This is a genomic window from Ureibacillus galli, from assembly GCF_014836845.1.
Lineage (GTDB): Bacteria > Bacillota > Bacilli > Bacillales_A > Planococcaceae > Ureibacillus > Ureibacillus galli.
Genome location: NZ_JACSQA010000031.1, coordinates 1 through 24161, shown reverse-complemented (window position 1 = coordinate 24161; position 24161 = coordinate 1). Strand labels below are relative to the sequence as shown.

The following is a 24161-nucleotide window of genomic DNA, read 5'->3' as shown; positions in this document are numbered from 1 at the left end:
GATTTAAAGTAGCTTATGGAAGGATATATGTGCTTTTCAACTTTAAACTATCTATTCCATCATTACAGAAAACAAAAAAAGACGAAATGAACCTAATCGTTCATTTCGTCTCTTATTCATGCCTTTTTAGGCTTTATTATGCACATTAAAGCCGTGCACCTTTCTTCGACAGCCGTACATAAGCGTTACTCTTGTCGCCAGCTCAGGTTAGGCTACCCCGCGGCACATGGGTGAAACCACTTAATGCTGCTTCCTTCCGGACCTGACATGGTTCGTGGGTACCCATTGCGCAGGACCCAACCTTCAACACTACGTGCAAGAGGCAGACCAAACATACGGACAGCCTCAGAAAGGACTTCAGTCTCGCTAGAGCGGATTGCGAGTTACAGGGCACCGCTACCTCCCCACCTAGCACGGCATAAACTAGTATACTTTATTATTGAGGGGAAATGCAATGTTTAGTTCTGGTAATAATGGAAAAGTTGAAAACTTTTTTTAAAAACTTTTCCTTTCTACTTATTTTCTACTTATTAGTTGACCACAATATAGTTATATGATATATTTTTCTTTGTCGAAACGGAGGCATACCCAAGTCTGGCTGAAGGGATCGGTCTTGAAAACCGACAGGCGGGTTAAACCGCGCGTGGGTTCGAATCCTACTGCCTCCGCCATTTTTTTATTTTACTATATGATGATAACATCCGTTACGTAACGTAACGGATTTTTTTGTAGAAATTCCATCTAAGTACTAAAACTGATAGCAGTTATAGTACTTTTTTAATTTAAATAAATGAAAACTCTCATTAATAGTAGGTGACGTCTTATCATGAAATATATGAAAGCCCTTTCAAAAGTCAATGGTTCTACTATTGCAATTATTGCTACTGCCTTACTAACCGCAATCGGTAGTGAAATTAAAATAATGCCCTATGAACAAGCCCCTTTTCGCTTCGGATTAGGTAGTATTATCTTTTTTATTGCCGTTCTAATACGTACAGTACCGATTATGACAACGGGGATTATTACAGGTTTTACCGTTGTACTTTTCCGTTCATTGTTAGATAGCCTTTTATATAAACAATTTTTTATAAACGCATTCATTGAACATTTTCCAGCAGCTTTCTTTTATTTTTCCTTTGCTGTTTGTTTGTATATTTTTAATATAGAAAAATATAAAACCAAACCTTTTACTTTAGGGCTAATGGCTTCTTTATTTGAGGTCATTAGTAATAGTATTGAACAACTTTTTACTACATTATTTGTAACAAGAATCCCAATTAGTGCAGAGGAAATATTTTTACTTATAACCATCGCTCTATTACGCAGTTTTTTTGTTGTCGGATTGTATAGCTCGATTATCATTACTGAAAATAAAAAACAAGTTCAGCAATTGCTAAACATCGGTTCAAATTTATATGTAGAAACTTTATACTTACAAAAATCAATGAATCAAATTGAACAAATTACTGCCTCTAGCTTTGATTTATATAAACAATTAACAAATACTCATTCCGACTTAAGTATAAAAGCATTAATTATTGCCCAAGAAATTCATGAAGTAAAGAAAGATCAGCAACGTATATTTGCAGGATTGTCGAACATAGTCGAAAATAAACAATCCGATTATTATTTGATGTCGGATTTACTTTCACTTGTTTCAGAAGCAAATCAAAAATATAGTGAACTTCTAAAGAAAAATATTCAATTTCACGTATTATTAAATGAAGATTTTCATACTCACGCCCATATTCAATTACTCGCTGTACTAAACAATCTTGTTGCGAATGCAGTAGAAGCAATTGAAATAGAGGGGGCAATTACCATTTCGATTGATATGAAAGCCCAGGAAACAAAGATTATAATCGAAGATAATGGGATTGGTATTCCAAAACATTCTCTTCCTGTCATTTTTGATCCAGGTTTTACTTCGAAATTTAATGAAAAGGGAGAACCGTCTACCGGAATCGGTCTATCCCATGTACAAGCAATCGTGACGAAATTAAATGGTCACATAAATGTTGAAAGTAATAAAACGACAAAATTTACGATTTCAATCCCAACAAATATGTTATAGAAAGGAGAAAAACATGCGTTATTTCATTGTTGACGACGACCGTGCAAGTCGTAAAATGTTATCAACTATTATTAATGAAAGTGAGCTGGGAAGTGTTATTGGTGAAGCTTCCAACGGTCAAGATGCTATTCCTCAAATATTAGCTATTCAACCTGATTTCGTATTAATTGATTTGTTAATGCCCAAACTAGATGGTATCACGACGATTGAAAAATTACGTGAAAATCTTTATGATGGCCATTTTATAATGATTTCTCAAGTCGTAAATAAAGAAATGGTAGCCCAAAGTTACGAAAAGGGGATTGAATTTTTTATTCATAAACCAATTAACAAAATTGAAGTGGAAACCGTTCTTCGTAAAACGGAAGAACAATACCGATTAAAAAATTCCATCTTAGCCATTAGACAGTCATTATCTCATTTCGCTGAGGATAAAAAACATGTCAAAAAAACATCTCGGGATCATGTTCAATCGATTTTAAATGATATGGGTATTGTTGGTGAGGTAGGCAGTGAGGATATAACGAATATCATTGAACTTTTACTTATGGATAAATATAAAATTTCTCCACTTCCACCACTAAAAGAATTGTATGAAAAAGTGGCAAGTTTAACGAAATCAACAACAGATGATATCGTAAAAGAAAGCAAAGCAATCGAACAACGCATTCGGCGGACCATTTTAGCTGCAATGATTAACCTTGCAAACTTAGGAATTGTTGATTATACGAATTCGGAATTTGAATATTATGCCCCTCGTTATTTTGACTTTACTGAAATTCGATCACTTATGCGACAAATCGAAGACAATGATCAACGAAAAGCGAAAGTTAATATCAAAAAATTTATTCAAGTGTTATTTGCAGAAATAATTAGTAAAGTGGATTAATCGGATTTTGTCGGATTTTGTAAGTCATCCATATAATTATAATATGGACTTGTCCTACATTTGATTGGGGGGAGAAAATTGAAAAAATTTAAACTTAGTTTAGCTTCTCAAATAATTATCGGTTTAGTATTAGGGATTATCGTTGGTGCTATTTTTTATGGCAACCCAAATGTAGAAAAATATTTACAACCACTTGGTACAATCTTTTTAAACTTAATTAAAATGATTGTTGTTCCAATTATCGTCTCTACACTTATTATCGGCGTAGCTGGTACTGGTGATATGAAACAACTTGGACGCCTTGGTGGTAAAACTCTTATTTACTTCGAGATTATCACAACAATTGCCATCATCGTTGGTTTAGGTGCAGCTAACATCTTCCAACCTGGTGAAGGCATTAACATGAATGAATTAACTCAAACCGACATTTCTTCTTACGTTGAAACGACAGAAACGGTTGAGCATGAGGGTGGCTTATTAGATACTATTGTTAGTATTGTTCCAACCAATTTCATTCAATCAATGGCTGAAGCAGATATGTTACCTGTTATCTTCTTCTCTGTATTATTCGGTTTAGGGGTAGCCGCAATTGGCGAAAAAGGGAAGCCAATTCTTGATGTAGCGCAAGGCGTTGCAGATGCGATGTTCTGGGTTACGAATCTTGTAATGAAATTTGCACCAATTGGGGTATTTGGTTTAATCGGGGTTACAGTATCAAAATTCGGTTTATCATCTTTAATTCCTCTTGGAAAATTAGCACTTCTTGTCTACGGTGCAATGATATTCTTTGTTCTAGTTGTACTAGGAATTACAGCAAAAATTGCTGGTATTAATATTTTCAATTTATTAAAAGTATTGAAAGAAGAATTGATTCTTGCTTATTCTACATCAAGTTCTGAAACCGTTTTACCGCGTATTATGAATAAAATGGAAAAATACGGTTGTCCAAAAGATATTACATCTTTTGTTATTCCAACTGGATATTCCTTTAATTTAGATGGTTCAACATTGTATCAAGCAATTGCTGCAATCTTTATTGCACAAATGTATGGTATTGATTTAAGTATTATGGAACAAATTACATTAATGCTTGTATTAATGGTTACTTCAAAAGGTATTGCTGGTGTTCCGGGCGTATCATTCGTTGTTCTTTTAGCAACACTAGGATCAGTAGGTATCCCACTTGAAGGACTAGCGTTTATCGCTGGTATTGACCGTATTCTTGATATGGCTCGTACAGCAGTAAACGTTGTCGGAAACTCTTTAGCAGCTATCGTTATGTCAAAATGGGAAAAACGTTTTGACGAAGATAAAATGGAAGCATACAATGCTGAATTAGCTAAATAAAAATTTAAAGCCGCAAATTATTGCGGCTTTTTTATATTCGATACGGCCTTTGTCAAATAAGCTCGAATGGATTCTTCCCCATTCCCCAGTGCTTCCTTTTCACGGGCTTCATCTTTCGCAAGTTTTTCCTCAGCTGCTTCAGCAATCTTTTCAATATCCTGTTGGGGGACGACGACAACACCATCGATATCCCCAATAATAAAATCTCCCGGGTGAACCGTTACATTTCCTACTGAAATCGGACAATTAACAACTCCCCCTCCATTTTTAAATCCTGCTGCAACGGTTGTTCCTAAAGCAAAAACTGGGAAATCTAAATGGCGAATTGCGGCAATATCTCGAATTACACCATCCACAACAAAACCTTGCACGCCAACTCCCTTTGCAAGGGAAACAACAAAATCTCCCGCTACCGCTCGGTTAGTATTTCCTTTAGCATCAATAACGATAATATCACCCTTTTGTGCTATACTAATCGCTTCTAAAACTGCCCCATTTTCACCATCTGGTAACCGTACTGTTATTGCTCGTCCTGCAATTTTAAAATGGTCTGCTAACGGCTTAATTTTACTATCCATATTTGTATGTCCACCTGTAGCATCTGAGATTGCCGTTGTTGGTAAAACGTAAAAACGTTCCTGTATTGTAGTCGTTTCCATTTTTTTACCCTCCAAATTAACAAAATATTGTAATAATTCAAATTCTATAGGATTATTATAGGAAGTTAAATAGGTTAATTTAATTAGACTTAGATCGTTCCCGATTAAAAGTAGAGGAAGTGGTTAAAATGGTGGGGAAGCGTACTCTTCGATTCATTACATCCAATGAGGAGTGATATAGATGAAACGGAACCGATTGATTATTCAATATAAAAGAGAAAATGGAGAAACTGGTTATAAGATGGTTTCTTTCGAAATCGATGTCATCGCTAAGCATACAGGCGGACTTGCACCAACCATTCTTTATTTTTATGATAATCTGGATGTAACGGAAGACGTGCGAGCCATTCGTTTCGGATTAGAGCCCCCTTCCTCCTACATCGATGACTATGAACAATTTCAAAAATTATTATATAAAAAAGAGCAACGAGCAATTAACGACTTGTATGATACGATAAGCATCCGTCCTAAAAACATGTCGACAACAAAGCAAATTTTATGGAGCTTTGGTGTTTTACTGTTAATGACCATTCCATTGTTAGTGGCTATTATTTTAAAATAAAATTATGTTAAAATTACGATGTTAGTATGTATTTAACCTTTTCGAACTTTATTCATAGGTTAACTGTTATTGATAGAAATTTGAACCGCTATGTTTATGAAGTGGATGTTATGCCTGTGTTTCCAAGTGAAATTGACTTTCTCTCTTTATTTGAATGCGAACCGACTTTATTGGATAACTTAAAAGATTATCCTTTTTACTATAATGAGGAAACATATAAATTTTCTAATAATGAAGAGGACTTTGTTATTAGTATTTCTCCCTCATATGGAGAAGTGAAACTTCAAGTTACCAAATGTGATTCAAAAAAATTGTTATCACTATTAGATTTAAAACGGGTTGAAAAATTTGAAATTAAAACAAATAAAAAAGAAAATTCAAGTGTACTGCTTACCGTTATTAACGAATGTACACACCAAACGATTGAAATAGATTTTAAACCTACTTTTAAATTGATATTCAAAGAACAAAAATCATACCTAAAAAAAACGAGGACCATTAAGGATCCTCGTTCTTTTTATTAATACAGATCATTCGATTTATTTATATCTCTTTTCAATAAAGTATTATGATGTTCATTTAAAATAGTTAAAATATCATTAACGTTCGTTGCAACTTTTAGTATATTACGTTGTTCTTCACGGATAAATCCTTCTTCAAACATCTTTTCAAAGTGTTGAATGAGGGCATCGTAAAAGCCATTTATATTATATAAAATGACAGGATTTTCATGTAAACCAATCTGTGCCCAAGTAAACACTTCGAAATATTCGTCTAGCGTTCCACATCCACCTGGCAAAGCAATAAATGCATCTGAAAGGTCGACCATTTTCTTTTTCCGAACATGCATCGATTCAACAAAATGGATTTCCGTTAAGTTCAAATGGGCAATTTCACGTTTTTGTAAATGCTCTGGCATTATCCCAATGACTTCCCCATTATGGGCAAGAGCCGCATCTGCAACTGCCCCCATTATCCCAATGTTGGAGCCACCATATACAATCCCAATCTTTTCTTTTGCCAATGTTTCGCCTAATTCCTTTGCACTTTCTATGTATATTGGACTTTTCCCTGTCTGTGATCCACAATAAATGGCAACGTTCATTTTTTATACCCCCATGTCAATTTGATACAATACAAGAATAACATTAAAATTATCAATATAAGGAGAAGAGCGATGGAAATTATCCCTCTTGGAGTTGGTGGTGCTTTTACCACAACGAACTACCATAATAACTATATCATTCATTTAAACGAAAAATACCTATTAATTGATGCAGGTTCCACTTTACGATTTAGCCTTCGTGAAGCAGGTTACCATTATACCGATATAGATGCTGTCTTTATCTCCCATTTACATTTTGACCATGTTGGTGGTTTAGAGGAGATGATTATGCAACGGTTTTGGCAGTTTAAAGATGGTCAACATAGTCCACTAAAAACGACCATTATTGTTCACGAAAAACTACTTACTCCTTTAAAAAGATTACTTTGCCATGGACTTGCAAATCAAGGGCGAACAGTTGAGGATTTTTGTGAGTTTATTTGTTTAAAAGAGAAGGAAATTTATAAAATTGAAGATTATTCCTTTACGATTTTTGATACAAGTAATACCCATGCAGAAGGATTGCTTAGTTTTGGATTTAAATTAGCTTCCTTACATGCCAATATTGTATTTACTAGTGATGTAAAACGATTAAAAGAAGCAAATATTCTTGGTCATGTTGATGATAATACAGTTGCGATTTTCCAAGATGTCAGCTTTACTTTTAATGGTGTCCATGCCACCCTAGAAGAAGTGCTCGATTATTACCCAAACGAATACCATTCAAAACTTTATGCCATGCATTATAACGACAATATTGAAGAATTTAGGGATAAAATTGTTCTTGCTAATATAAACATTGTAAAAAAAGGTGAGTTTCTTCACTTTTGACTATAAAAAACGGGTAGAGAAAATCCTTTTCTCTACCCATTTTTTTATAGTGCCCCCATACCACCATCTACACGATATTGAGCCCCAGTTATAAATTTACTGTCATCGGAAGCAAGGAATAAAACCAGATTTGATATATCCTCAGATTCCCCATATCGACCTAATGGAATGGATTTTTCCATATTCGCTTTAGCCGCTTCAGCTTGTCCAGGAGCAAAACCTTCTTCTAAAGAACGCATCATTCTTGTATTGACTGGTGATGGGTGAATCGAATTTACACGTACTTGGTATGGTGCGACTTCTAATGCTGTTGATTTAGTCAAACCTACAACTGCATGTTTCGATGCTACATAAGGAGTAACGTCTGGACTTCCATGTAATCCTGCAACAGAAGAAGTATTAATGACGCTACCGTAACCTTGTTCTTTCATAACAGTTAAAACATATTTCAATCCTAAAAATACACCACGGACATTAACTGCCAACACTTTATCTAAGTCTTCAACTTTTTGTTCTGTAATTGGGGCAACTTTCCCTTCAATACCTGCATTGTTGAAGAAGATATCGATTTTACCAAAATGTTCTACCGTTTTATTAACATAATTTTTTACTTCTTCTTCTTTCGAAACATCTGCTTGTACAATCATTACTTCCCCAAGGGCTTCTAGCTCTGCTTTTGTTTGATCAAGAGATTCTTGGAATAAATCGACTAATACTACCTTTGCCCCTTCTTCTAAAAAGCGTTTGGCAGTAACTTTTCCAATGCCACCTGCTCCACCGGTAATAATTGCTACTTTATTTTCTAATTTACCCAACCTAAAAACCTCCTAATTTTTGTAATCGCTTTCAAAAGAGGTTAGAGCTCATCTTTAATCTTAATAATGAACACTACTCTTTTTTTAGGATATCCATTAAAAATTGAATATTCAACAAATTAGACTTTGTAAAAGTTCTCCATATCTAAAAAGACCTTATACCAAGCATGTTTAAAAAATAAAAAAAAGCCTCAATACAAAAGTGTTTGTAGTTAAGGCTTTGATGTAAAATTGCTATTTATTTACGTAAATGGCTCGTTTGCTTTAACATATACGCAATACGTTCCACAATGCTTTCAATTTGGTCTGGATTAGCCATTAAATCATAGTCGTTAATGTCTAAACGTAACACTGGACATGAATTGAAATTATTAATCCAGTTTTCATATCGTTCATGCATTTCAATCCAGTAATCTTTCGGTGTTTGTTGTTCCATTTCACGACCGCGTTCTTGAATTCGGCCAATAATATCGTCGATTGGACCTTCTAAATATACAAGTAAATCTGGATGCGGGAAGTAAGGAGTCATAACCATTGCTTCAAATAAATTTGTATACGTCTCATAATCTGTCGGGTTCATCGTCCCTTTATCATAATGCATTTTCGCAAATATCCCTGTATCTTCATAAATGGAACGATCTTGAACAAAGCCTCCACCATATTCGAAAATACGTTTCTGTTCTTTAAAACGTTCGGCTAGGAAGTAAATTTGTAAATGGAAACTCCATTTTTCAAAATCGTCATAGAATTTATCTAAATAAGGATTCGTATCAACCTTTTCAAAGGATGTACGGAAATTTAAAGCTTCAGCAAGAGCCTTCGTCATTGTTGACTTCCCTACTCCTACAGTACCTGCTATCGTAATGACTGTATTCGATGGAATTTGGTATTTTTCTCTTAAATTCATTCTTGATTTGTACTCCTTTGTTGTAGCTTCTCTTCTACTAATTGTAATATTTGTTGTAAATCATTTGGATTTTTTACGAAGTCGATTTTGTCACCATTAATCTGGATAACAGGAATTTCAGGATGCATGATTTCAAAATGTTGAATAAACTCATGGTAGTCACTTGCTAATTGTTCTATGTAATCTCGGGTAATCATTTTTTCAAACTCTCTACCGCGCATCGCAATCCGATTCATCAATGTATCTAAACTAGCATGTAAATAAATGACCATATTCGGACGTGGCATATCAGCCGTTAAAATCTTATAAATCGCCTCATATTTTTCATATTCGGAAGGTTTTAACGTTCGTTTAGCAAAAATTAAATTTTTAAAAATATGATAATCGGCTACTACTGGAGATCCTACCTGTAACATATGTTTCTTAATATCCGTTAGTTGTTTATATCGATTACAAAGGAAGAACATCTCCGTTTGAAAGCTCCACTCTTCAATATTTTCATAGAACTTCCCTAAAAACGGGTTTTCATCCACAATCTCTTTCAATAGATGATAGTCAAAAGCATCCGAAATCGCCTTTGATAACGACGTTTTCCCTACACCAATCGGACCCTCGACTGTAATAAATGGAACAGACAATGAGAAGTCCCTCCTTTAAGTCTAATTCGTCAATGCTATTCATTTTATCATATCAACTTGTCGAAAAACAGCGACAATGATTGAAGTTCATAAGCAATTATTTAAAAATCAATCAAAAATTACTAGAGTTAAAGAAATGTTCCATTTTATACTAGGTGATTATTATCGAAAGTTCAATTTTTGCAATGACCGTGATACACTATCAACCAAGGAGCGATGTACGTGAACATTTTTGATAAAGATCGCAAATTTATGGAACAAGCAATTGTAGAGGCAAAAAAGGCAGCAGCATTGGGCGAAGTACCTATCGGTGCGGTTATCGTTTATGAAGATAAAATAATTGGACGAGCCCACAATTTAAGGGAAACATCGCAAAATGCCGTAACCCATGCAGAATTAATGGCAATACAACAAGCATGTGAAACTATTGGTAGTTGGCGTTTAGAAAAGACGACCCTATATGTTACATTAGAACCTTGTCCAATGTGCGCAGGTGCTATTTTACAATCCCGTGTTCCAAGGGTTGTATATGGAGCGAGAGATATGAAGGCCGGTTGTGTTGACTCATTATATCGACTATTAAATGACGCCCGCTTTAACCATGAATGCGAAGTAACAGAAGGAATTTTAGCAGACGAATGTGGTCAGTTGCTTACCGATTTTTTCCGTGCTATCCGGGAACGAAAAAAGGAAGAGAAAAAAGCAAAAAAACTTCTTGCCCAACAGGAAAATGGTAAAGATACGAATTGAAATTGCATACCCAACACACACAAAAGTCGAATTCTATACAATAGAATTCGACTTTATTCTTTTTAAAATTTACTTATAAACTTCTCTAGTCGATCCATACCCTCTTTTAAAACTTCTAACGGCTGAGCAAAGGATAGTCGAATATAACCTTCACCAAAGGAAGAAAAAGCACTTCCTGGCACTGTCGCGAGTTCCTGCTCCTTTAATAAGTTGATACAAAAATCAAAGGAACTCATTTTTGTATGTTTAATGGACGGGAAAATATAAAAGGCACCATTTGGTTTCACTACATCCATTCCCATCCCAACAAGGCGACTATACACATAATCACGACGTTCCTTATACTCTTCTTTCATTTCAACAGGATCCTTTAAACCATCTGTTAACGCTTCTAGAGCAGCATATTGGCTTATACTTGTCGCACAACTAATGTAATAACCATTCAATTTAGTCATTTCTTTTGTTAAATAGCTTGGTGCAAGGGTATAACCAATTCGCCACCCTGTCATAGAATGGGATTTTGACACACCGTTTATCACAATCGTTTTTTCACGCATCCCTTCAAAAGAAGCGATAGATTGATGGCTTTTTTCATAAATTAATTCACTATAAATTTCATCTGATATAACAAAGATCTCTTTATCTTTTAATAGAGAAGCAATTTTTTGTAATTCTTCCCCTTCGATAATCGTACCTACCGGATTACATGGTGAAGGAAGGATGATACATCTCGTTTTATCTGTTATATGTTGCTGGATTCGTTCAGCGGTTAAAACAAAATCGGTATCCGCCGTATCAACACATACTGGTATTGCCCCACATAATTCAATGAGTGGTATATAACCTGGATAGGCAGGTGCTGATAAAATCACTTCACAACCTTCCTCTAAAATCGTTCGTAATGCAATCGTCAATGCACCAGATGCTCCGTGAGTTACAATTATCTCATCTTGAGGGTTGTACGATAATCCATATTGATTTTCATAAAATTGAGAAATCGCTTTTCGCAGTTCGAGAATCCCTGCATTCGGAGTATAAGATGTGAAGTTTTGATCAATCGCCCATTTCGCTTTTTCCTTCACATGATGTGGTGTCGGAAAATCTGGTTGACCGATTGTCAAATTAATGGCATTTGGGTAATCCACCAACATATTCGTAAACTTCCGGATACCAGACAGTTCAATTTTCTTTAAGTTTTTATAAATTAAATGCTCCATTCATTTTACTCCTTCACCTTTTATTTATATTTATATCTATTCCATACGCCCAACTTTATTATAAAACATTACTTTAAAGGACAACTGATTTTATTTTCAATCCTTTAATTAATTTCAATAAAAACCTCGTATAACTTCTCAACATTTACAACTATTTTTTTAATATGAAATAAACGATGATTTTATTTCATATGATGCTATGAAAAATACTTTTTTAAAGTATTTATGAATTTAATAGAAAGGAGAAGATACAAAGTTGAAAACATTAACGAAAATTTCTAATACGATTATGGAAAAATATTTACCAGATCCTTATATTTTCGTAGCGATATTAACGGTATTAGTTTTGTTACTAGGTGTTGGATTAACCGACAGCTCTCCATTGGATATGGTCATTTATTGGGGGGATGGATTTTGGGGTTTACTATCCTTCACAATGCAAATGGTTATTGTATTAGCTGCCGGTCATATTCTAGCTAATAGTCCATTATTCAAAAAGTTTTTATCCTCCATGGCTAGTAAAATTAAGAAACCAAGTAGGGCAATTATTATTGTCACATTTATTTCTTTAATAGGCTGTTGGATTAACTGGGGCTTCGGTTTAGTTATAGGTGCTTTATTCGCAAAGGAAATCGCAAGACATGTTAAAAAAGTAGATTATCGTTTATTAATTGCCAGTGCTTATTCCGGTTTTGTCATTTGGCATGGTGGCTTAGCTGGTTCAATACCTCTTTCTATCGCTACAGATGGCCATCCTTTTTCGGAATTAATGGGAGTCGTTCCTACTTCTGATACTATATTTACACCTTATAATTTATTTATTGTGATTACGATTAGTTTAACATTACCATTCTTTAATCGTTGGATGATGCCAAAAGAGGAAGATATAATTGGAGTGGATCCGGCATTATTAAAGGAAGACGCGCAACCATTTCCTCCTGCAGAAAAAACTTTTGCTTCATGGACAGAAAGAAGTACACTTTTAACGATTTTAATCGGACTTATAGGGCTTTCATATTTAATTTATCATTTTGTGACAAAAGGCTTTTCATTGGATTTAAATATCGTAAATACAATTTTCATTATTCTAGGTATCATTTTCCATGGTACTCCTCAACGTTTTTTAGCTGCTGCACAGCAAGCGATTAAAACAACGACGGGGATTGTATTTCAATTCCCTTTTTATGCAGGAATTATGGGCATGATGACCGCTTCAGGTTTAGCTATTGTATTTTCAGAATGGTTTATTAGCATTTCGAATGATTTTACTTTCTATTTATTTACTTTCTATTCTGCCGGGTTAGTAAATTTCTTTGTTCCATCAGGCGGCGGTCAGTGGGCGGTGCAAGCTCCCATCATGCTAGAAGCAGCTCAGACAATGGGGGCAGATTATGCAAAAACTGCCATGGCCATTGCATGGGGCGATGCTTGGACAAATATGATTCAGCCATTTTGGGCTTTGCCTGCCTTAGCAATTGCAGGGTTAAAGGCAAAAGATATTATGGGCTTTTGCCTATTTGTTCTAATCTTTACTGGTATTATTATAAGTGTCGGATTCCTATTATTCTAATAAAAAAATAACTTACAGAATGCATATTGCTTCGTTGCAGTATGCATTTTTTATTAAATTGGAACAAATTGTATAATATTACGTTTCCTTCTACAAAGGGGGGCTTTCATATGTATAAAATATTAAAATGGCTAATAATATGTATCGCCCTATGTTTTATTTATTTCATTACCAATTATTTCACCTATGACTTTACCCAGTTTGATGGTGAAAAAGATGGAAAAGCTATTACTTCTCCAGATGGTTCCTATTCCGCTCAAGTTTACTATCAAATTTATGGTGGGGCTGCAGGCGGGGTAAATATGTTTGTTAATGTCATTTTTCATTTAGAAGAGAATATCGAACGAACAGTTTATTTTAGTGATGCAAAAGGAAATGTCCAATTATCTTGGCTAGATGGGAATATTCTTTCCATTACAAATTACAACGATTACGACAATAGAAATATTGATTTAATCGTTGGAAAAGAAATATATGATGAATTAGGCTCAGCTTGTAGCCATTATAAAATGAAGAAGAAATATATTTGTTACAGCTCTGAACAATCTAAAAACGGTTCGTAAAACCTTCTTTACTCAGTTACTCGGATAGTATCTTTTTTGTAATGGTGGGGATTGCTTGATAATAAATACAAAATCCATGCAAAAAAGAGTAGCAAAAAATTTGCTACTCTTTTTACTGTTTATTTAGGGGCAATGACTTCTTTACCACCCATATAAGGTCGAAGTACTTCCGGTATTACGACACTACCATCTTCTTGTTGGTAATTTTCTAAAATGGCTGCGACTGTACGGCCAATTGCTAGACCTGAACCGTTTAATGTGTGAACATATTCTGGTTTTGCTCCTTGTTCACGGCGGAAACGAATGTTTGCGCGACGAGCTTGGAAATCTTCAAAGTTAGAACAAGAAGAAATTTCACGGTACATATTTTGAGTTGGCATCCATACTTCCAAGTCATATTTTTTGGCAGCTGTAAAGCCTAGATCTGCTGTACACATTAATAATTTTCGGTATGGCAAGCCTAATAATTGAAGCACTTTTTCCGCATGCCCTGTAAGTTTTTCTAATTCATCATAAGAATCTTCTGGTTTTACAAAGCGAACTAACTCCACTTTATTAAATTGATGCTGACGAATTAAACCACGTGTATCACGGCCGGCAGATCCTGCTTCTGAACGGAAACAAGAACTATATGCTGCAAAGCCCTTCGGTAATATTTCTCCATCGATAATTTCATCACGGAAGAAGTTTGTAACAGGTACTTCAGCTGTTGGAATCATAAAGTAGTCCGTATCCACTAATTTGAATACGTCTTCCTCAAATTTCGGTAATTGTCCTGTACCTGTTAAGCTATCACGGTTCACGATTACAGGTGGTAACATTTCTTCATATCCATGTTCTTCTGCATGTAAATCCATCATAAAGCTCATTAAAGCCCGTTCTAAGCGAGCACCTAATCCACGGTAAAAGACAAAACGACTACCCGTTACTTTTCCAGCTCGTTCAAAATCTACAATTTGAAGGTCTGTTGCTAAATCCCAGTGGGCTTTTGCTTCAAAATTAAAATTCGGCAATTCCCCCCACTTTAACACTTCAATATTATCGTCTTCTGTTTCCCCTACAGGAACTGATTCATGAGGAATGTTCGGTAAACGCATCATCATATATTCAAATTTTTCTTCTACTTCACGCAGTTCATTATCAAGTTGTTTAATTTCCTCTCCAACTTCACGCATACGGGCGATAACTTCATCTGCATTTTCTTTATTTCGTTTCATAATTGAAATTTGTTCTGATACTTTGTTACGCTCTGCTTTTAATACTTCCGTTTTTGCAATTAAATCTCTGCGCTTTACATCTAATTCCTCAAACTCATCGAAATTCCCTAAATCTTCATTTCGTGTAAGAAGAATTTTTTTTACTTCCTCATAATTTTCACGGACACGTCTAATATCTAACATGTTGATTCCTCCATTTTTTAATTTATAAGTACTACCATTGCACCCTTGTTACTTTACTTTGCTAGAGCAATAAAAACATAAAAAAGCCCTCATCCCTAAAAAGGGACGAGAGCTACCCGCGTTGCCACCCTAATTGATTAAACAAACCCTCTGTCTAATCCACTTATCTCATAACGGCTTTTCAACCGGCCAGAACCTACTGCTAATTCAGCTCGGCAACTCAAGGACGGATTCACAAGGGCTTTTATCAGCTTCCACCAGCCGCTGACTCTCTAGAAAAAACGTACTTGTTACTACTTCCTATCATCGATGTTAACATATATTTTATTGACTATAGTGTTCCCCCATTAAAACATTTTAATGAAAGATAAATTTAACCATAGAGTACTATATGCTATTCCATTTTGCAAGTATGAGATTGTTTGATCATTTCTACAAAATATTTCATTATACGAATATCTTCTGTTAATTCTGGATGAAAGGAACAGCCTAAAAAATGACGATCACGGGCAAAGACGATTCGTTCATCATGTTTCGCTAAAACTTCTACTTCTTTTCCTACCGACACAATATGGGGTGCACGAATAAAAACAGCTGGGATATCTTCTCCAATATCTTTTATTGATAACTCTACTTCGAAACTATCTACTTGTCTCCCATAGGAATTTCGCTCAACAACTACATCCATTAAACCTAAATGGGGCTTTTCGTATCCCACTATTTCTTCAGCTAATAATATTAAACCAGCACATGTCCCGAATATAGGCAGTCCGTTTTGAGCCAATGTTCGAATTGGATTCAACAGTTCATATCGATCTAATAATTTTCTTATTGTTGTACTTTCTCCACCGGGTAAAACTAGTCCATTTAATCCTTTTAAATCCTCTATACTTTTGACAAGGACTGGCTCACATCCAAGCTTTTCAATTTGATCAATATGCTCTCTTACGGCACCTTGTAAAGCTAATATTCCTATTCTCCACATTACCATCCACGCTCCTGCATACGTTCACTATCAGGTAATGTTGCAATATCGATTCCTTTCATTGGTGTACCCAGTTCTTTAGAAATTTCTGCGATTAACTTATAGTCTTTATAATGCGTTGTTGCTTCCACAATCGCGCGGGCAAACTTTTCTGGGTTTTCTGATTTGAAAATTCCGGAACCGACAAATACGCCATCTGCCCCTAACTCCATCATAAGTGCAGCATCCGCAGGTGTCGCAATTCCTCCAGCTGCAAAATTGACGACAGGCAGACGTCCTAGCTTTTTAATTTCAACTAGTAGTTCGAAAGGTGCGCCTAACAACTTTGCTTCAGTCATTAATTCATCTGTACTCATTCCTACTACTCGACGTACTTGTGCATTCACTTTACGCATATGGCGAACTGCCTCAACAATATTTCCTGTACCTGGTTCACCTTTAGTACGTAGCATGGATGCACCTTCTCCTATCCGGCGAGCGGCCTCTCCTAGGTCGCGGCACCCACAAACGAACGGTACAGTATAATCGCTTTTTAATAAATGGAATTCTTCATCGGCGGGTGTTAGTACTTCACTTTCATCAATGTAATCAACACCCATTGCTTCCAACACTCTAGCTTCGACAATATGACCGATTCGCGCCTTTGCCATAACAGGAATTGTTACAGCATTCATCACTTCTTCTACGATTCGAGGATCCGCCATACGGGCTACTCCACCCGCTTTTCGAATATCTGATGGAACTCTTTCTAATGCCATAACAGCAACTGCACCTGCAGCCTCTGCAATTTTTGCTTGTTCGGCATTAATGACATCCATAATGACGCCACCTTTTTGCATTTCTGCCATTCCACGTTTTACTCTTTCTGTTCCAACTAATTTCATTTAAAAAACCTCCCCTGCCTTATTGATTTTTAGTATAATAAATATTGACCATATAGAAAGAGTCAATATTACAAAAAATAACAAGGTCAGTAAGGGGTGAGGCAGTTGGATATGCTCATATTTGAGTTAGAAAAAAATAGTTCTAAACCTTTGTATGAACAGCTTTATATTGGAATGAAAAATGCAATTATTACAAAACAAATAGACATCGGAACAAAATTACCATCCAAACGAAAACTTGCTGATTTTCTAAATATTAGTCAAACAACGATTGAAATTGCCTATGGACAATTACTTGCTGAGGGATATATTACTTCGAAACCACGGGTAGGTTTTTTTGTAGAAGAGATTGATACACTTCCTTATGTTGAAAAAGAACCGTCTAAAGTAGCCATCGAAACGAGAACTACTAAAAAATATCAATATGATTTTCACCCAGGGAAAATAGATACAGAATCCTTTCCCTTTGCCCAATGGAGAAAATACGCAAAAGAACTTTTTGACAATACTTCAAAGGAATATTTACAAGTCGGGGAGCCTCAAGGGGAATATGAACTACGATTTGAAATAGCGAATTATTTATATCAATCCCGAGGGATTATTTGCAATCCGGAACAAATTGTCATCGGATCAGGGACAGAACAATTACTACCAATGATTTTGCGCTTACTTGAAGATAGTTCAAAATTTGCCCTAGAAAATCCAGGATATTCGGCAATACCTCGAATTCATTTGCAAAGTAATGCAATCCCTATTCCTGTTGATGAAGACGGTTTAATCGTAGAAGAGTTGGAGAAAACAGACGCTAACATTGTTTATATTACACCTTCTCACCAATTCCCTACTGGTGCAGTGCTATCTGCTGCTCGAAGAACACAATTGCTTAAATGGGCTGCCGCTAAAGGGACAAATCGATATATTATTGAAGATGACTACGATAGTGAATTTCGTTATATCGGAAAACCAATTCCAGCTTTACAAGGAATGGATAAAAATGAAAAAGTAATTTATATGAGTACCTTTACGAAATCATTAATGCCTTCACTACGTGTCGCTTACTTTGTATTACCTTCTACACTTTTAAAAGCCTATAAACAAATATTTAGTGATTATTCTGCAACTGTCCCTAGATTTGATCAACATATTTTAGCAAACTTTATGAAAGATGGACATTTTGCAAAACATTTAAATCGAATGCGGAAAATTTATAGAAAAAAACATGATAGGCTTACTAATACTTTCGAAACCTTCTATCCTGGAATCACTATAAAAGGGGACCAAGCCGGCATGCATGTTTTAATATCTGTCCCAGTAGATAAAACTGAAGAAGAGCTAAAGCAACAAGCCAATACACTGAATATCGCTGTTTATCCTGTATCGGATTATTTATTAAAACCAATTGAATACGAACATCCTACCTTCTTACTCGGTTTTGGTGGGATCGCCCTAGATGATATCGAACCAGCTATCCACCGATTAATGACTTGTTGGGGCATTCGAAAACAGTGAAAAGAGGGAATCTCATTAGGAGATTCCCTCTATTTATTGGTCGATTAATTGGATATTATAATTTTCAAACCACCGATCGATTTGAATTAAGTAGGCTAGTAATTGTGGACCTGCCATTAATTGGCCGAACCATGGTACTTTAAATGAAGCACCACCGGAACGAACGAGTTGTTCCAATTGTTCTTTTTCAAACAACTCATGTAAAATAGATTCCCTTTTTTGAAGAAGGCTGTTTAATAAATCTTTCACGCCCTCTGTATAAGCAGGATGGTAAGTTTTCGGATACGGATTCTTTTTCCGATATAATACTTCTTCCGGTAACAAACCTTCAACCGCTTTTCGTAAAAGACCTTTCTCCATATTTCCCACATTTTTCATTTCCCAAGGAATATTCCAGACGTATTCTACGATTCGGTGGTCTGCAAATGGGACTCGCACTTCTAAACTTCCACCCATACTCATCCGATCTTTTCGTTCTAATAATGTTTGCATAAAATAACGCATATTTAAATAAAATAGTTGTCTTTGTTTCGCTTCTTTCGGGTTTTCTCCTTCAAGTGTTGGAGAATCTTTTACTGTTTCTTCAAAGGCATATTTCATAAATTCCTTTAGTTTTAGTTTCGATTGCCATTCTTTTCGTAAAAATCCTTCTCTTTCATCGATAGAACGAATCCATGGGAATTGGTTATAGTCTTTATGGAACCACGGATATCCACCAAATATTTCATCGGCACACTCTCCAGACAACGCTACTGTAAAATCTTCTTTAATAACTCGACAAGCCAGTAAAAGTGAACTATCAATATCTACCATACCTGGTAAGTCACGTATTACCATTGCTTCCTCTAACTTATCTACTAAATCATTTTGAGAAAGGATAATATCAAAATGTTTTGTATGGAAAGTTTCCGTCATTTTATTTATCCAATAGCTATCCATGGAGGTTTGGAAATCATTTTTTTCAAAAAACTGTTCGTTTCCTTCATAATCAATTGAATAAGTATGGAGAGTACGCCCTTCTTCGTTGTACGTATTCGCAGCAATCGCTGTAATAATACTGGAATCCAACCCACCAGATAAAAATGTACAAAGTGGAACATCGGAAACAAGCTGACGTTTAATTGCATCTGTTACTAAAAAACGCACGTGCTCTACGGTTTCTTCAAAGGACTGTTCGTGTTTTTGACTTTTCACATTCCAATAACGCCATTTCTTTAAACCTTCTTTTGAAAATTTTAAAGCATGCCCCGGCTCCAACTCTTCAATCCCTTTATATACTCCATTACCGGGGACACGCGACGGACCGATACTCAGTAATGCTGCTAGACCTTGACGATCAATTTGAGGCGTTATCGATGGATGGGCAAGAATTGCTTTAATTTCGGACCCAAATAAAAAAGAACCTTCACTTAAAGAATAAAAGAAAGGTTTTACACCTAGACGATCTCTAAAAGCATATAACGTTTCTTGTTGTTCGTCCCATACGGCAAAAGCGTAGATTCCATTTAAATAATCGACGCACTGTTCTTTCCATTCAATAAAAGAGGCTAATAACACTTCAGTATCTGAAGATGTTGAAAAAGTGTACCCTCTTTTTAATAATTGTTGGCGAATCTCATCCGTATTATAAAGTTCACCATTATATACGATGACATAGGATGCATTTTGGTGTATCTTCGTCATTGGTTGTTTACCACCAATTAAATCAATAACAGCTAAACGACGATGCCCTAGTAGAGCATGTGTGCTGCACCATACATTGCCATCATCAGGTCCTCTCTTATTTAACGTTTCCGTCATCCCTTTAACAATCTCTTCACTGTTCTTAATTGACTTCGTAAAATTAATCCAGCCTGTAATGCCGCACACTTTATTCACGCTCCTTCACCTACTAACTTATGAAGGCTTTGGGCAAACTTATTTTGTCCAAGAAAAAAAAGATTGTGACTAGCTATTACTAAATATAAAAAAGCTGTTCTATAAGCTTTTGCTTACAGAACAGCCTAAATTCTAACAAAATTATTGATTATTAAAATAATCCACCAACGAATCCAGAAATACCATCCCAGATATTAACGAAGAAGCTACCTACTCCTTGGAAGAATAGAGAAATTGCTCCTGCACGTTCTACATTACTCGTTGTTACTACGTTTGTAGAAAAACTCTCTCCATCGATAAAACCGTAATCCGTTCCTTCAGTACGTTCAATAACGACTTTACCAACGACAGTCCCTTTTTTCACGTCCGCTTCTACCGATTTTTTATCTAAAACGACTTTAGGAACATATAAATCTTTTTCATTCGTTTTAACCATGAAAGAAATCGGTTCTTCAACAGCGATTTCCACTTTATCTTCTTTTCCTTTAGTTACCTCAATTGTCTCGTTGCCTTTAAATTGATAGTTAGATGGAACAATCTCTTGTTTTGTAAATTGTCCGAAACCATAATCAAATAATTTTTTCGCAGCATCGAAACGTGCTAAACGTGATTCATTTCCTTTTGCATCAACAGCATTCATAACTACTGCTATTAAACGTGTTCCATTACGTTCTGCCGTTCCTGTGAAACATTGTCCAGCAAAAGGTGTAGAACCCGTTTTAAGGCCGTCTACGCCTTCATATTGGCTTACTAACCCTGGTAACATCCAGTTCCAGTTTTCCATTTCAATTTGGTCATCTGTACCTTCACGGAAGTTTTTTTTCGGAATACTAGATGTTTCTAAAACTTCCGGATGATCCTTTAATAGATGATAAGCTAATTTTGCTACTGATTTAGCAGGCATAACGTTTTCATCCTCTGGATTTGTACCTTCCGGATGCATTCCGAATAAATCGGAATTATTTAATCCAGTTGAGTTAACAAATTTATAGTCCTCTAAACCAATTTCTTCAGCTTTTTCGTTCATCAATTTGATAAATTCAGTTTCTGAACCTGCAATTGTTTCAGCGATTGCCGCTGTTGCTGCATTTGCTGAATAAATAGCCATCGCTTCATAAAGTTCTTTAATTGTATAAGTACCATCTTCTCGTAATGGAACATTACTTAATGCACGGTCTTGTGACATTTTATATGTATACTCATTAACATGGTACTGCTGATCCCAAGAAATTTTACCTTCTTTAATCGCATCTAACAGAATATATTCTGTCATCATTTTTGACATACTTGCAATTCCAAGCGCCTTATCTGCGTTTTGCTCATATAATATTTTCCCAGTGTCAGCGTCAATTAAAATCGCCGCAGATACATTTATACCTAAATCTGTTTCAGCACTTGCATTGTTTGGGGATACAACAAACATACTGATTAACAGAAGTGGAATCATCATTAGGCTAACCCAAGTTGTTTTCTTTGATGTTCTCACAAAAAAATACCTCCATTATTGTTTTTAATCTACTTTCGTCATTTTATCATAGAAAGTGCAAGAAAAATATTACGTTTAAATAAAAAAAGCACTTTATTAACATCTACCATAGACGTTAATAAAGTACTTTGGTTCCATTTATTGAATAGAGTAGTTTGGTGCCTCTTTTGTAATTTGAACATCATGGGGATGAGATTCACGAAGTCCTGCCCCAGTCATACGGATAAACTGTGATTTTTCTCGTAAATACTCTAAGTTAGGTGCTCCACAATATCCCATACCTGCACGAATACCACCAACTAATTGATGAATCGTATCCGCTAATGGTCCCTTATAAGGAAGACGTCCTTCAATACCTTCAGGAACTAATTTTTTCGCATCTTCTTGGAAGTAACGGTCTTTCGAACCTTTCTCCATTGCAGATAATGAACCCATACCGCGGTAAACTTTAAAGCGACGACCTTGGAATATTTCAGTTTCACCAGGAGACTCAGAAGTACCTGCTAATAAAGAACCAAGCATAACAACATGTCCACCTGCAGCAAGTGCTTTTACGATATCACCTGAATATTTAATTCCACCGTCCGCAATAATTGTTTTGCCCATCTCACGAGCAACTGTAGCACAGTCATAAACGGCTGTAATTTGAGGGACCCCTACACCCGCTACTACACGAGTAGTACAAATTGACCCAGGTCCAATACCAACTTTAACAACGTCTGCACCTGCTTCAAATAATGCACGAGTAGCTTCACCTGTTGCTACGTTACCAGCAATAATTTCCAATTCTGGATAGGCTTCACGAATTTGTTTAACCGTATCAATAACACCACGTGAATGTCCGTGTGCTGTATCAATTACGATCACGTCGACTTGAGCTTCTACAAGTTTTGCAATACGTGGCATTGTATCTTTTGATACACCAACAGCAGCACCGACTAATAATCTTCCTAAATTATCTTTCGCTGCATTCGGGAATTCAATTACTTTTTCAATGTCTTTAATTGTAATAAGACCAGTTAATTTACCATTTTCATCAACAATAGGTAACTTTTCGATTTTATACTGTTGAAGTATTTTTCCAGCTTCTTCTAATGTAGTTCCAACTGGGGCTGTTATCAGCTCTGCTTTCGTCATAACATCTTCAATTTTTAATGAGTAATCAGAGATGAAACGTAAATCACGGTTAGTAATAATACCAACTAACGTTAAATCTTCCTCATTATTTACGATTGGCACACCCGAAATGCGATATTTCCCCATTAAATGCTCTGCATCATAAACTTGATGTGCTGGCGTTAAAAAGAATGGGTTCGTAATTACACCATTTTCAGATCGCTTAACTTTTTCAACTTCTTCGGCTTGTTCTTCAATACTCATATTTTTATGAATAATTCCGATTCCACCTTGGCGAGCCATTGCAATTGCCATTTTTGATTCAGTAACAGTATCCATACCTGCACTTACAATTGGAATATTCAGTTTGATTTTTGGAGTAAGCTGTACTGATAGGTCCACCGTTTTTGGTAATACTTCTGAATGTGCTGGTACTAATAAAACATCATCAAATGTTAAGCCTTCTTTGGCAAATTTCGTTTCCCACATTTCGTAAATGCCTCCTAGTTCTTAAAGAATATTAATTGTAAGATTAACAACATGAATTGTAAGTGTCAAGATTCTCTAAAAAGAAAGATTATTCCGATTATTTAATCACCATTTCTAGCCTTAAAATAGAATGAACTAACCTAGTTTATTATTTACTTAACTACAAAATTTATTAAATGAAGATGGAGAATTCTATATAAATACTCTCATTCATTTTGAATGTAAACGAATTCAACTAAGTTTTGGGAATTTTTCCTCCTTTAATTTCCACTTATTGTAGTTAGTGCTTTTAAGTTCAAATTTTGATTTTTACTCTACCTTTTTAACATCACTATATCAAGCCTTCGTCTTTTATATGTTAAGACGATTTTTAAGTATTAAAAAAGACCACTGAATATCAGTGGTCTCTAATTGCCTAGCGACGTCCTACTCTCACAGGGGGAAGCCCCCAACTACCATCGGCGCTAAAGAGCTTAACTTCCGTGTT

General features: G+C 35.6%; 22 protein-coding genes, 1 tRNA gene, 1 rRNA gene, 1 other RNA gene and 1 other annotated feature. Of the genes, 11 read left to right on the top strand and 14 right to left on the bottom strand.

The features are described from left to right. Window positions 1–151: 151 nt before the first annotated feature. Window positions 152–417: signal recognition particle sRNA large type (gene ffs, locus H9636_RS15800), an RNA gene on the bottom strand. Window positions 418–578: 161 nt separating this feature from the next. Between ffs and H9636_RS15795 the strand changes: the two genes are divergently transcribed. The 4 genes from H9636_RS15795 (at window position 579) to gltP (ending at window position 4310) form a co-directional block, all read left to right on the top strand. Beyond that, a tRNA-Ser gene (locus H9636_RS15795) sits at window positions 579–671 on the top strand. A gap of 155 nt (window positions 672–826) precedes the next feature. Beyond that, on the top strand, window positions 827–2074 hold the full coding sequence (locus tag H9636_RS15790; protein WP_225230276.1) for an ATP-binding protein: 1248 nt from the start codon (window positions 827–829) through the stop codon (window positions 2072–2074). Window positions 2075–2087: 13 nt separating this feature from the next. Continuing rightward, window positions 2088–2963: a response regulator gene (locus tag H9636_RS15785; RefSeq protein WP_191708531.1), complete on the top strand. Its 876-nt coding sequence runs from the start codon at window positions 2088–2090 to the stop codon at window positions 2961–2963. Window positions 2964–3041: 78 nt separating this feature from the next. After that, window positions 3042–4310, top strand: coding sequence for a glutamate/aspartate:proton symporter GltP (gltP, locus tag H9636_RS15780; RefSeq protein ID WP_191708530.1), 1269 nt, complete (start codon window positions 3042–3044; stop codon window positions 4308–4310). Window positions 4311–4327: 17 nt separating this feature from the next. On the opposite strand, the gene H9636_RS15775 is transcribed toward gltP, so the two are convergent. Then, window positions 4328–4969: an RraA family protein gene (locus H9636_RS15775; protein WP_191708529.1), complete on the bottom strand. Its 642-nt coding sequence runs from the start codon at window positions 4967–4969 to the stop codon at window positions 4328–4330. Window positions 4970–5150: 181 nt separating this feature from the next. Here H9636_RS15775 and H9636_RS15770 point away from each other — a divergent pair, with 181 nt between their 5' ends. Continuing rightward, complete coding sequence (locus H9636_RS15770) at window positions 5151–5531, top strand: sodium:proton antiporter (protein WP_191708528.1); 381 nt, start codon at window positions 5151–5153, stop codon at window positions 5529–5531. A gap of 110 nt (window positions 5532–5641) precedes the next feature. Beyond that, window positions 5642–6055 (top strand): hypothetical protein, encoded by a 414-nt coding sequence (locus tag H9636_RS15765; RefSeq protein WP_191708527.1) that lies wholly within the window; start codon window positions 5642–5644, stop codon window positions 6053–6055. On the opposite strand, the gene H9636_RS15760 is transcribed toward H9636_RS15765, so the two are convergent. Next, window positions 6052–6636 (bottom strand): LOG family protein, encoded by a 585-nt coding sequence (locus H9636_RS15760; protein ID WP_191708526.1) that lies wholly within the window; start codon window positions 6634–6636, stop codon window positions 6052–6054. The genes H9636_RS15765 and H9636_RS15760 overlap by 4 nt on opposite strands. A gap of 72 nt (window positions 6637–6708) precedes the next feature. Between H9636_RS15760 and H9636_RS15755 the strand changes: the two genes are divergently transcribed. Next, on the top strand, window positions 6709–7467 hold the full coding sequence (locus H9636_RS15755) for an MBL fold metallo-hydrolase (RefSeq protein WP_191708525.1): 759 nt from the start codon (window positions 6709–6711) through the stop codon (window positions 7465–7467). Between the two features lie 44 nt (window positions 7468–7511). Here the strand turns inward: H9636_RS15755 and H9636_RS15750 are convergent, their stop codons facing one another. From H9636_RS15750 to H9636_RS15740, 3 genes are all read right to left on the bottom strand, one after another. After that, entirely contained in the window at window positions 7512–8282 is a 771-nt protein-coding gene (locus H9636_RS15750; protein ID WP_191708524.1) for an SDR family NAD(P)-dependent oxidoreductase, read from the bottom strand. Between the two features lie 238 nt (window positions 8283–8520). Continuing rightward, a complete protein-coding gene (locus H9636_RS15745) occupies window positions 8521–9189 on the bottom strand; it encodes a deoxynucleoside kinase (RefSeq protein ID WP_191708523.1) in 669 nt (222 codons plus the stop codon). Then, window positions 9186–9827: a deoxynucleoside kinase gene (locus tag H9636_RS15740; RefSeq protein WP_191708522.1), complete on the bottom strand. Its 642-nt coding sequence runs from the start codon at window positions 9825–9827 to the stop codon at window positions 9186–9188. The genes H9636_RS15745 and H9636_RS15740 overlap by 4 nt, the downstream gene beginning before the upstream one ends. 222 nt (window positions 9828–10049) lie before the next feature. Between H9636_RS15740 and tadA the strand changes: the two genes are divergently transcribed. Then, window positions 10050–10577, top strand: a complete 528-nt coding sequence (gene tadA / locus H9636_RS15735; RefSeq protein ID WP_191708521.1) for a tRNA adenosine(34) deaminase TadA — start codon at window positions 10050–10052, stop codon at window positions 10575–10577. A 62-nt stretch (window positions 10578–10639) separates the two neighbouring features. Here the strand turns inward: tadA and H9636_RS15730 are convergent, their stop codons facing one another. Continuing rightward, window positions 10640–11794 (bottom strand): aminotransferase A, encoded by a 1155-nt coding sequence (locus H9636_RS15730; protein WP_191708520.1) that lies wholly within the window; start codon window positions 11792–11794, stop codon window positions 10640–10642. Between the two features lie 256 nt (window positions 11795–12050). On the opposite strand from H9636_RS15730, the gene H9636_RS15725 reads away from it, so the two are divergent. Both H9636_RS15725 and H9636_RS15720 read left to right on the top strand, forming a co-directional pair. Continuing rightward, window positions 12051–13364 carry a short-chain fatty acid transporter gene (locus H9636_RS15725; protein WP_191708519.1) on the top strand — a complete coding sequence of 438 codons (1314 nt, stop codon included), beginning with the start codon at window positions 12051–12053 and terminating at the stop codon, window positions 13362–13364. A 110-nt stretch (window positions 13365–13474) separates the two neighbouring features. Continuing rightward, a complete protein-coding gene (locus H9636_RS15720; protein ID WP_191708518.1) occupies window positions 13475–13927 on the top strand; it encodes a DUF5412 family protein in 453 nt (150 codons plus the stop codon). A 119-nt stretch (window positions 13928–14046) separates the two neighbouring features. Here the strand turns inward: H9636_RS15720 and serS are convergent, their stop codons facing one another. The 3 genes from serS to pdxS form a co-directional block, all read right to left on the bottom strand. Then, on the bottom strand, window positions 14047–15327 hold the full coding sequence (gene serS / locus H9636_RS15715) for a serine--tRNA ligase (protein WP_191708517.1): 1281 nt from the start codon (window positions 15325–15327) through the stop codon (window positions 14047–14049). A gap of 98 nt (window positions 15328–15425) precedes the next feature. Continuing rightward, window positions 15426–15643 (bottom strand) — a binding site (T-box leader). A 78-nt stretch (window positions 15644–15721) separates the two neighbouring features. Further along, window positions 15722–16312, bottom strand: coding sequence for a pyridoxal 5'-phosphate synthase glutaminase subunit PdxT (gene pdxT, locus H9636_RS15710; RefSeq protein WP_191708516.1), 591 nt, complete (start codon window positions 16310–16312; stop codon window positions 15722–15724). Further along, complete coding sequence (pdxS, locus tag H9636_RS15705) at window positions 16312–17196, bottom strand: pyridoxal 5'-phosphate synthase lyase subunit PdxS (protein WP_191708515.1); 885 nt, start codon at window positions 17194–17196, stop codon at window positions 16312–16314. The genes pdxT and pdxS overlap by 1 nt, the downstream gene beginning before the upstream one ends. Before the next feature lie 105 nt (window positions 17197–17301). Here pdxS and pdxR point away from each other — a divergent pair, with 105 nt between their 5' ends. Continuing rightward, a complete protein-coding gene (gene pdxR, locus H9636_RS15700; protein ID WP_191708514.1) occupies window positions 17302–18705 on the top strand; it encodes a MocR-like pyridoxine biosynthesis transcription factor PdxR in 1404 nt (467 codons plus the stop codon). A gap of 33 nt (window positions 18706–18738) precedes the next feature. On the opposite strand, the gene asnB is transcribed toward pdxR, so the two are convergent. The 4 genes from asnB to rrf form a co-directional block, all read right to left on the bottom strand. Beyond that, complete coding sequence (gene asnB / locus H9636_RS15695; protein ID WP_191708543.1) at window positions 18739–20574, bottom strand: asparagine synthase (glutamine-hydrolyzing); 1836 nt, start codon at window positions 20572–20574, stop codon at window positions 18739–18741. A 160-nt stretch (window positions 20575–20734) separates the two neighbouring features. Further along, window positions 20735–22033: a D-alanyl-D-alanine carboxypeptidase family protein gene (locus tag H9636_RS15690; RefSeq protein WP_191708542.1), complete on the bottom strand. Its 1299-nt coding sequence runs from the start codon at window positions 22031–22033 to the stop codon at window positions 20735–20737. 174 nt (window positions 22034–22207) lie between these two features. Then, window positions 22208–23674 (bottom strand): IMP dehydrogenase, encoded by a 1467-nt coding sequence (guaB, locus tag H9636_RS15685; RefSeq protein ID WP_191708513.1) that lies wholly within the window; start codon window positions 23672–23674, stop codon window positions 22208–22210. Window positions 23675–24087: 413 nt separating this feature from the next. Then, window positions 24088–24161: ribosomal RNA gene (gene rrf / locus H9636_RS19535) — 5S ribosomal RNA — on the bottom strand; the annotation flags it as partial.

What these genes read in the sequence shown, in the direction of transcription:
- H9636_RS15790 (WP_225230276.1), top strand. Translation starts at nt 827, where the DNA reads ATGAAATATATGAAAGCCCTTTCAAAAGTCAATGGTTCTACTATTGCA.
- H9636_RS15785 (WP_191708531.1), top strand. Translation starts at nt 2,088, where the DNA reads ATGCGTTATTTCATTGTTGACGACGACCGTGCAAGTCGTAAAATGTTA.
- H9636_RS15775 (WP_191708529.1), bottom strand. Translation starts at nt 4,969, where the DNA reads ATGGAAACGACTACAATACAGGAACGTTTTTACGTTTTACCAACAACG.
- H9636_RS15770 (WP_191708528.1), top strand. Translation starts at nt 5,151, where the DNA reads ATGAAACGGAACCGATTGATTATTCAATATAAAAGAGAAAATGGAGAA.
- H9636_RS15765 (WP_191708527.1), top strand. Translation starts at nt 5,642, where the DNA reads ATGCCTGTGTTTCCAAGTGAAATTGACTTTCTCTCTTTATTTGAATGC.
- H9636_RS15760 (WP_191708526.1), bottom strand. Translation starts at nt 6,636, where the DNA reads ATGAACGTTGCCATTTATTGTGGATCACAGACAGGGAAAAGTCCAATA.
- H9636_RS15755 (WP_191708525.1), top strand. Translation starts at nt 6,709, where the DNA reads ATGGAAATTATCCCTCTTGGAGTTGGTGGTGCTTTTACCACAACGAAC.
- H9636_RS15745 (WP_191708523.1), bottom strand. Translation starts at nt 9,189, where the DNA reads ATGAATTTAAGAGAAAAATACCAAATTCCATCGAATACAGTCATTACG.
- H9636_RS15730 (WP_191708520.1), bottom strand. Translation starts at nt 11,794, where the DNA reads ATGGAGCATTTAATTTATAAAAACTTAAAGAAAATTGAACTGTCTGGT.
- H9636_RS15720 (WP_191708518.1), top strand. Translation starts at nt 13,475, where the DNA reads ATGTATAAAATATTAAAATGGCTAATAATATGTATCGCCCTATGTTTT.
- serS (WP_191708517.1), bottom strand. Translation starts at nt 15,327, where the DNA reads ATGTTAGATATTAGACGTGTCCGTGAAAATTATGAGGAAGTAAAAAAA.
- pdxT (WP_191708516.1), bottom strand. Translation starts at nt 16,312, where the DNA reads ATGTGGAGAATAGGAATATTAGCTTTACAAGGTGCCGTAAGAGAGCAT.
- pdxS (WP_191708515.1), bottom strand. Translation starts at nt 17,196, where the DNA reads ATGAAATTAGTTGGAACAGAAAGAGTAAAACGTGGAATGGCAGAAATG.
- H9636_RS15690 (WP_191708542.1), bottom strand. Translation starts at nt 22,033, where the DNA reads ATGATGATTCCACTTCTGTTAATCAGTATGTTTGTTGTATCCCCAAAC.
- guaB (WP_191708513.1), bottom strand. Translation starts at nt 23,674, where the DNA reads ATGTGGGAAACGAAATTTGCCAAAGAAGGCTTAACATTTGATGATGTT.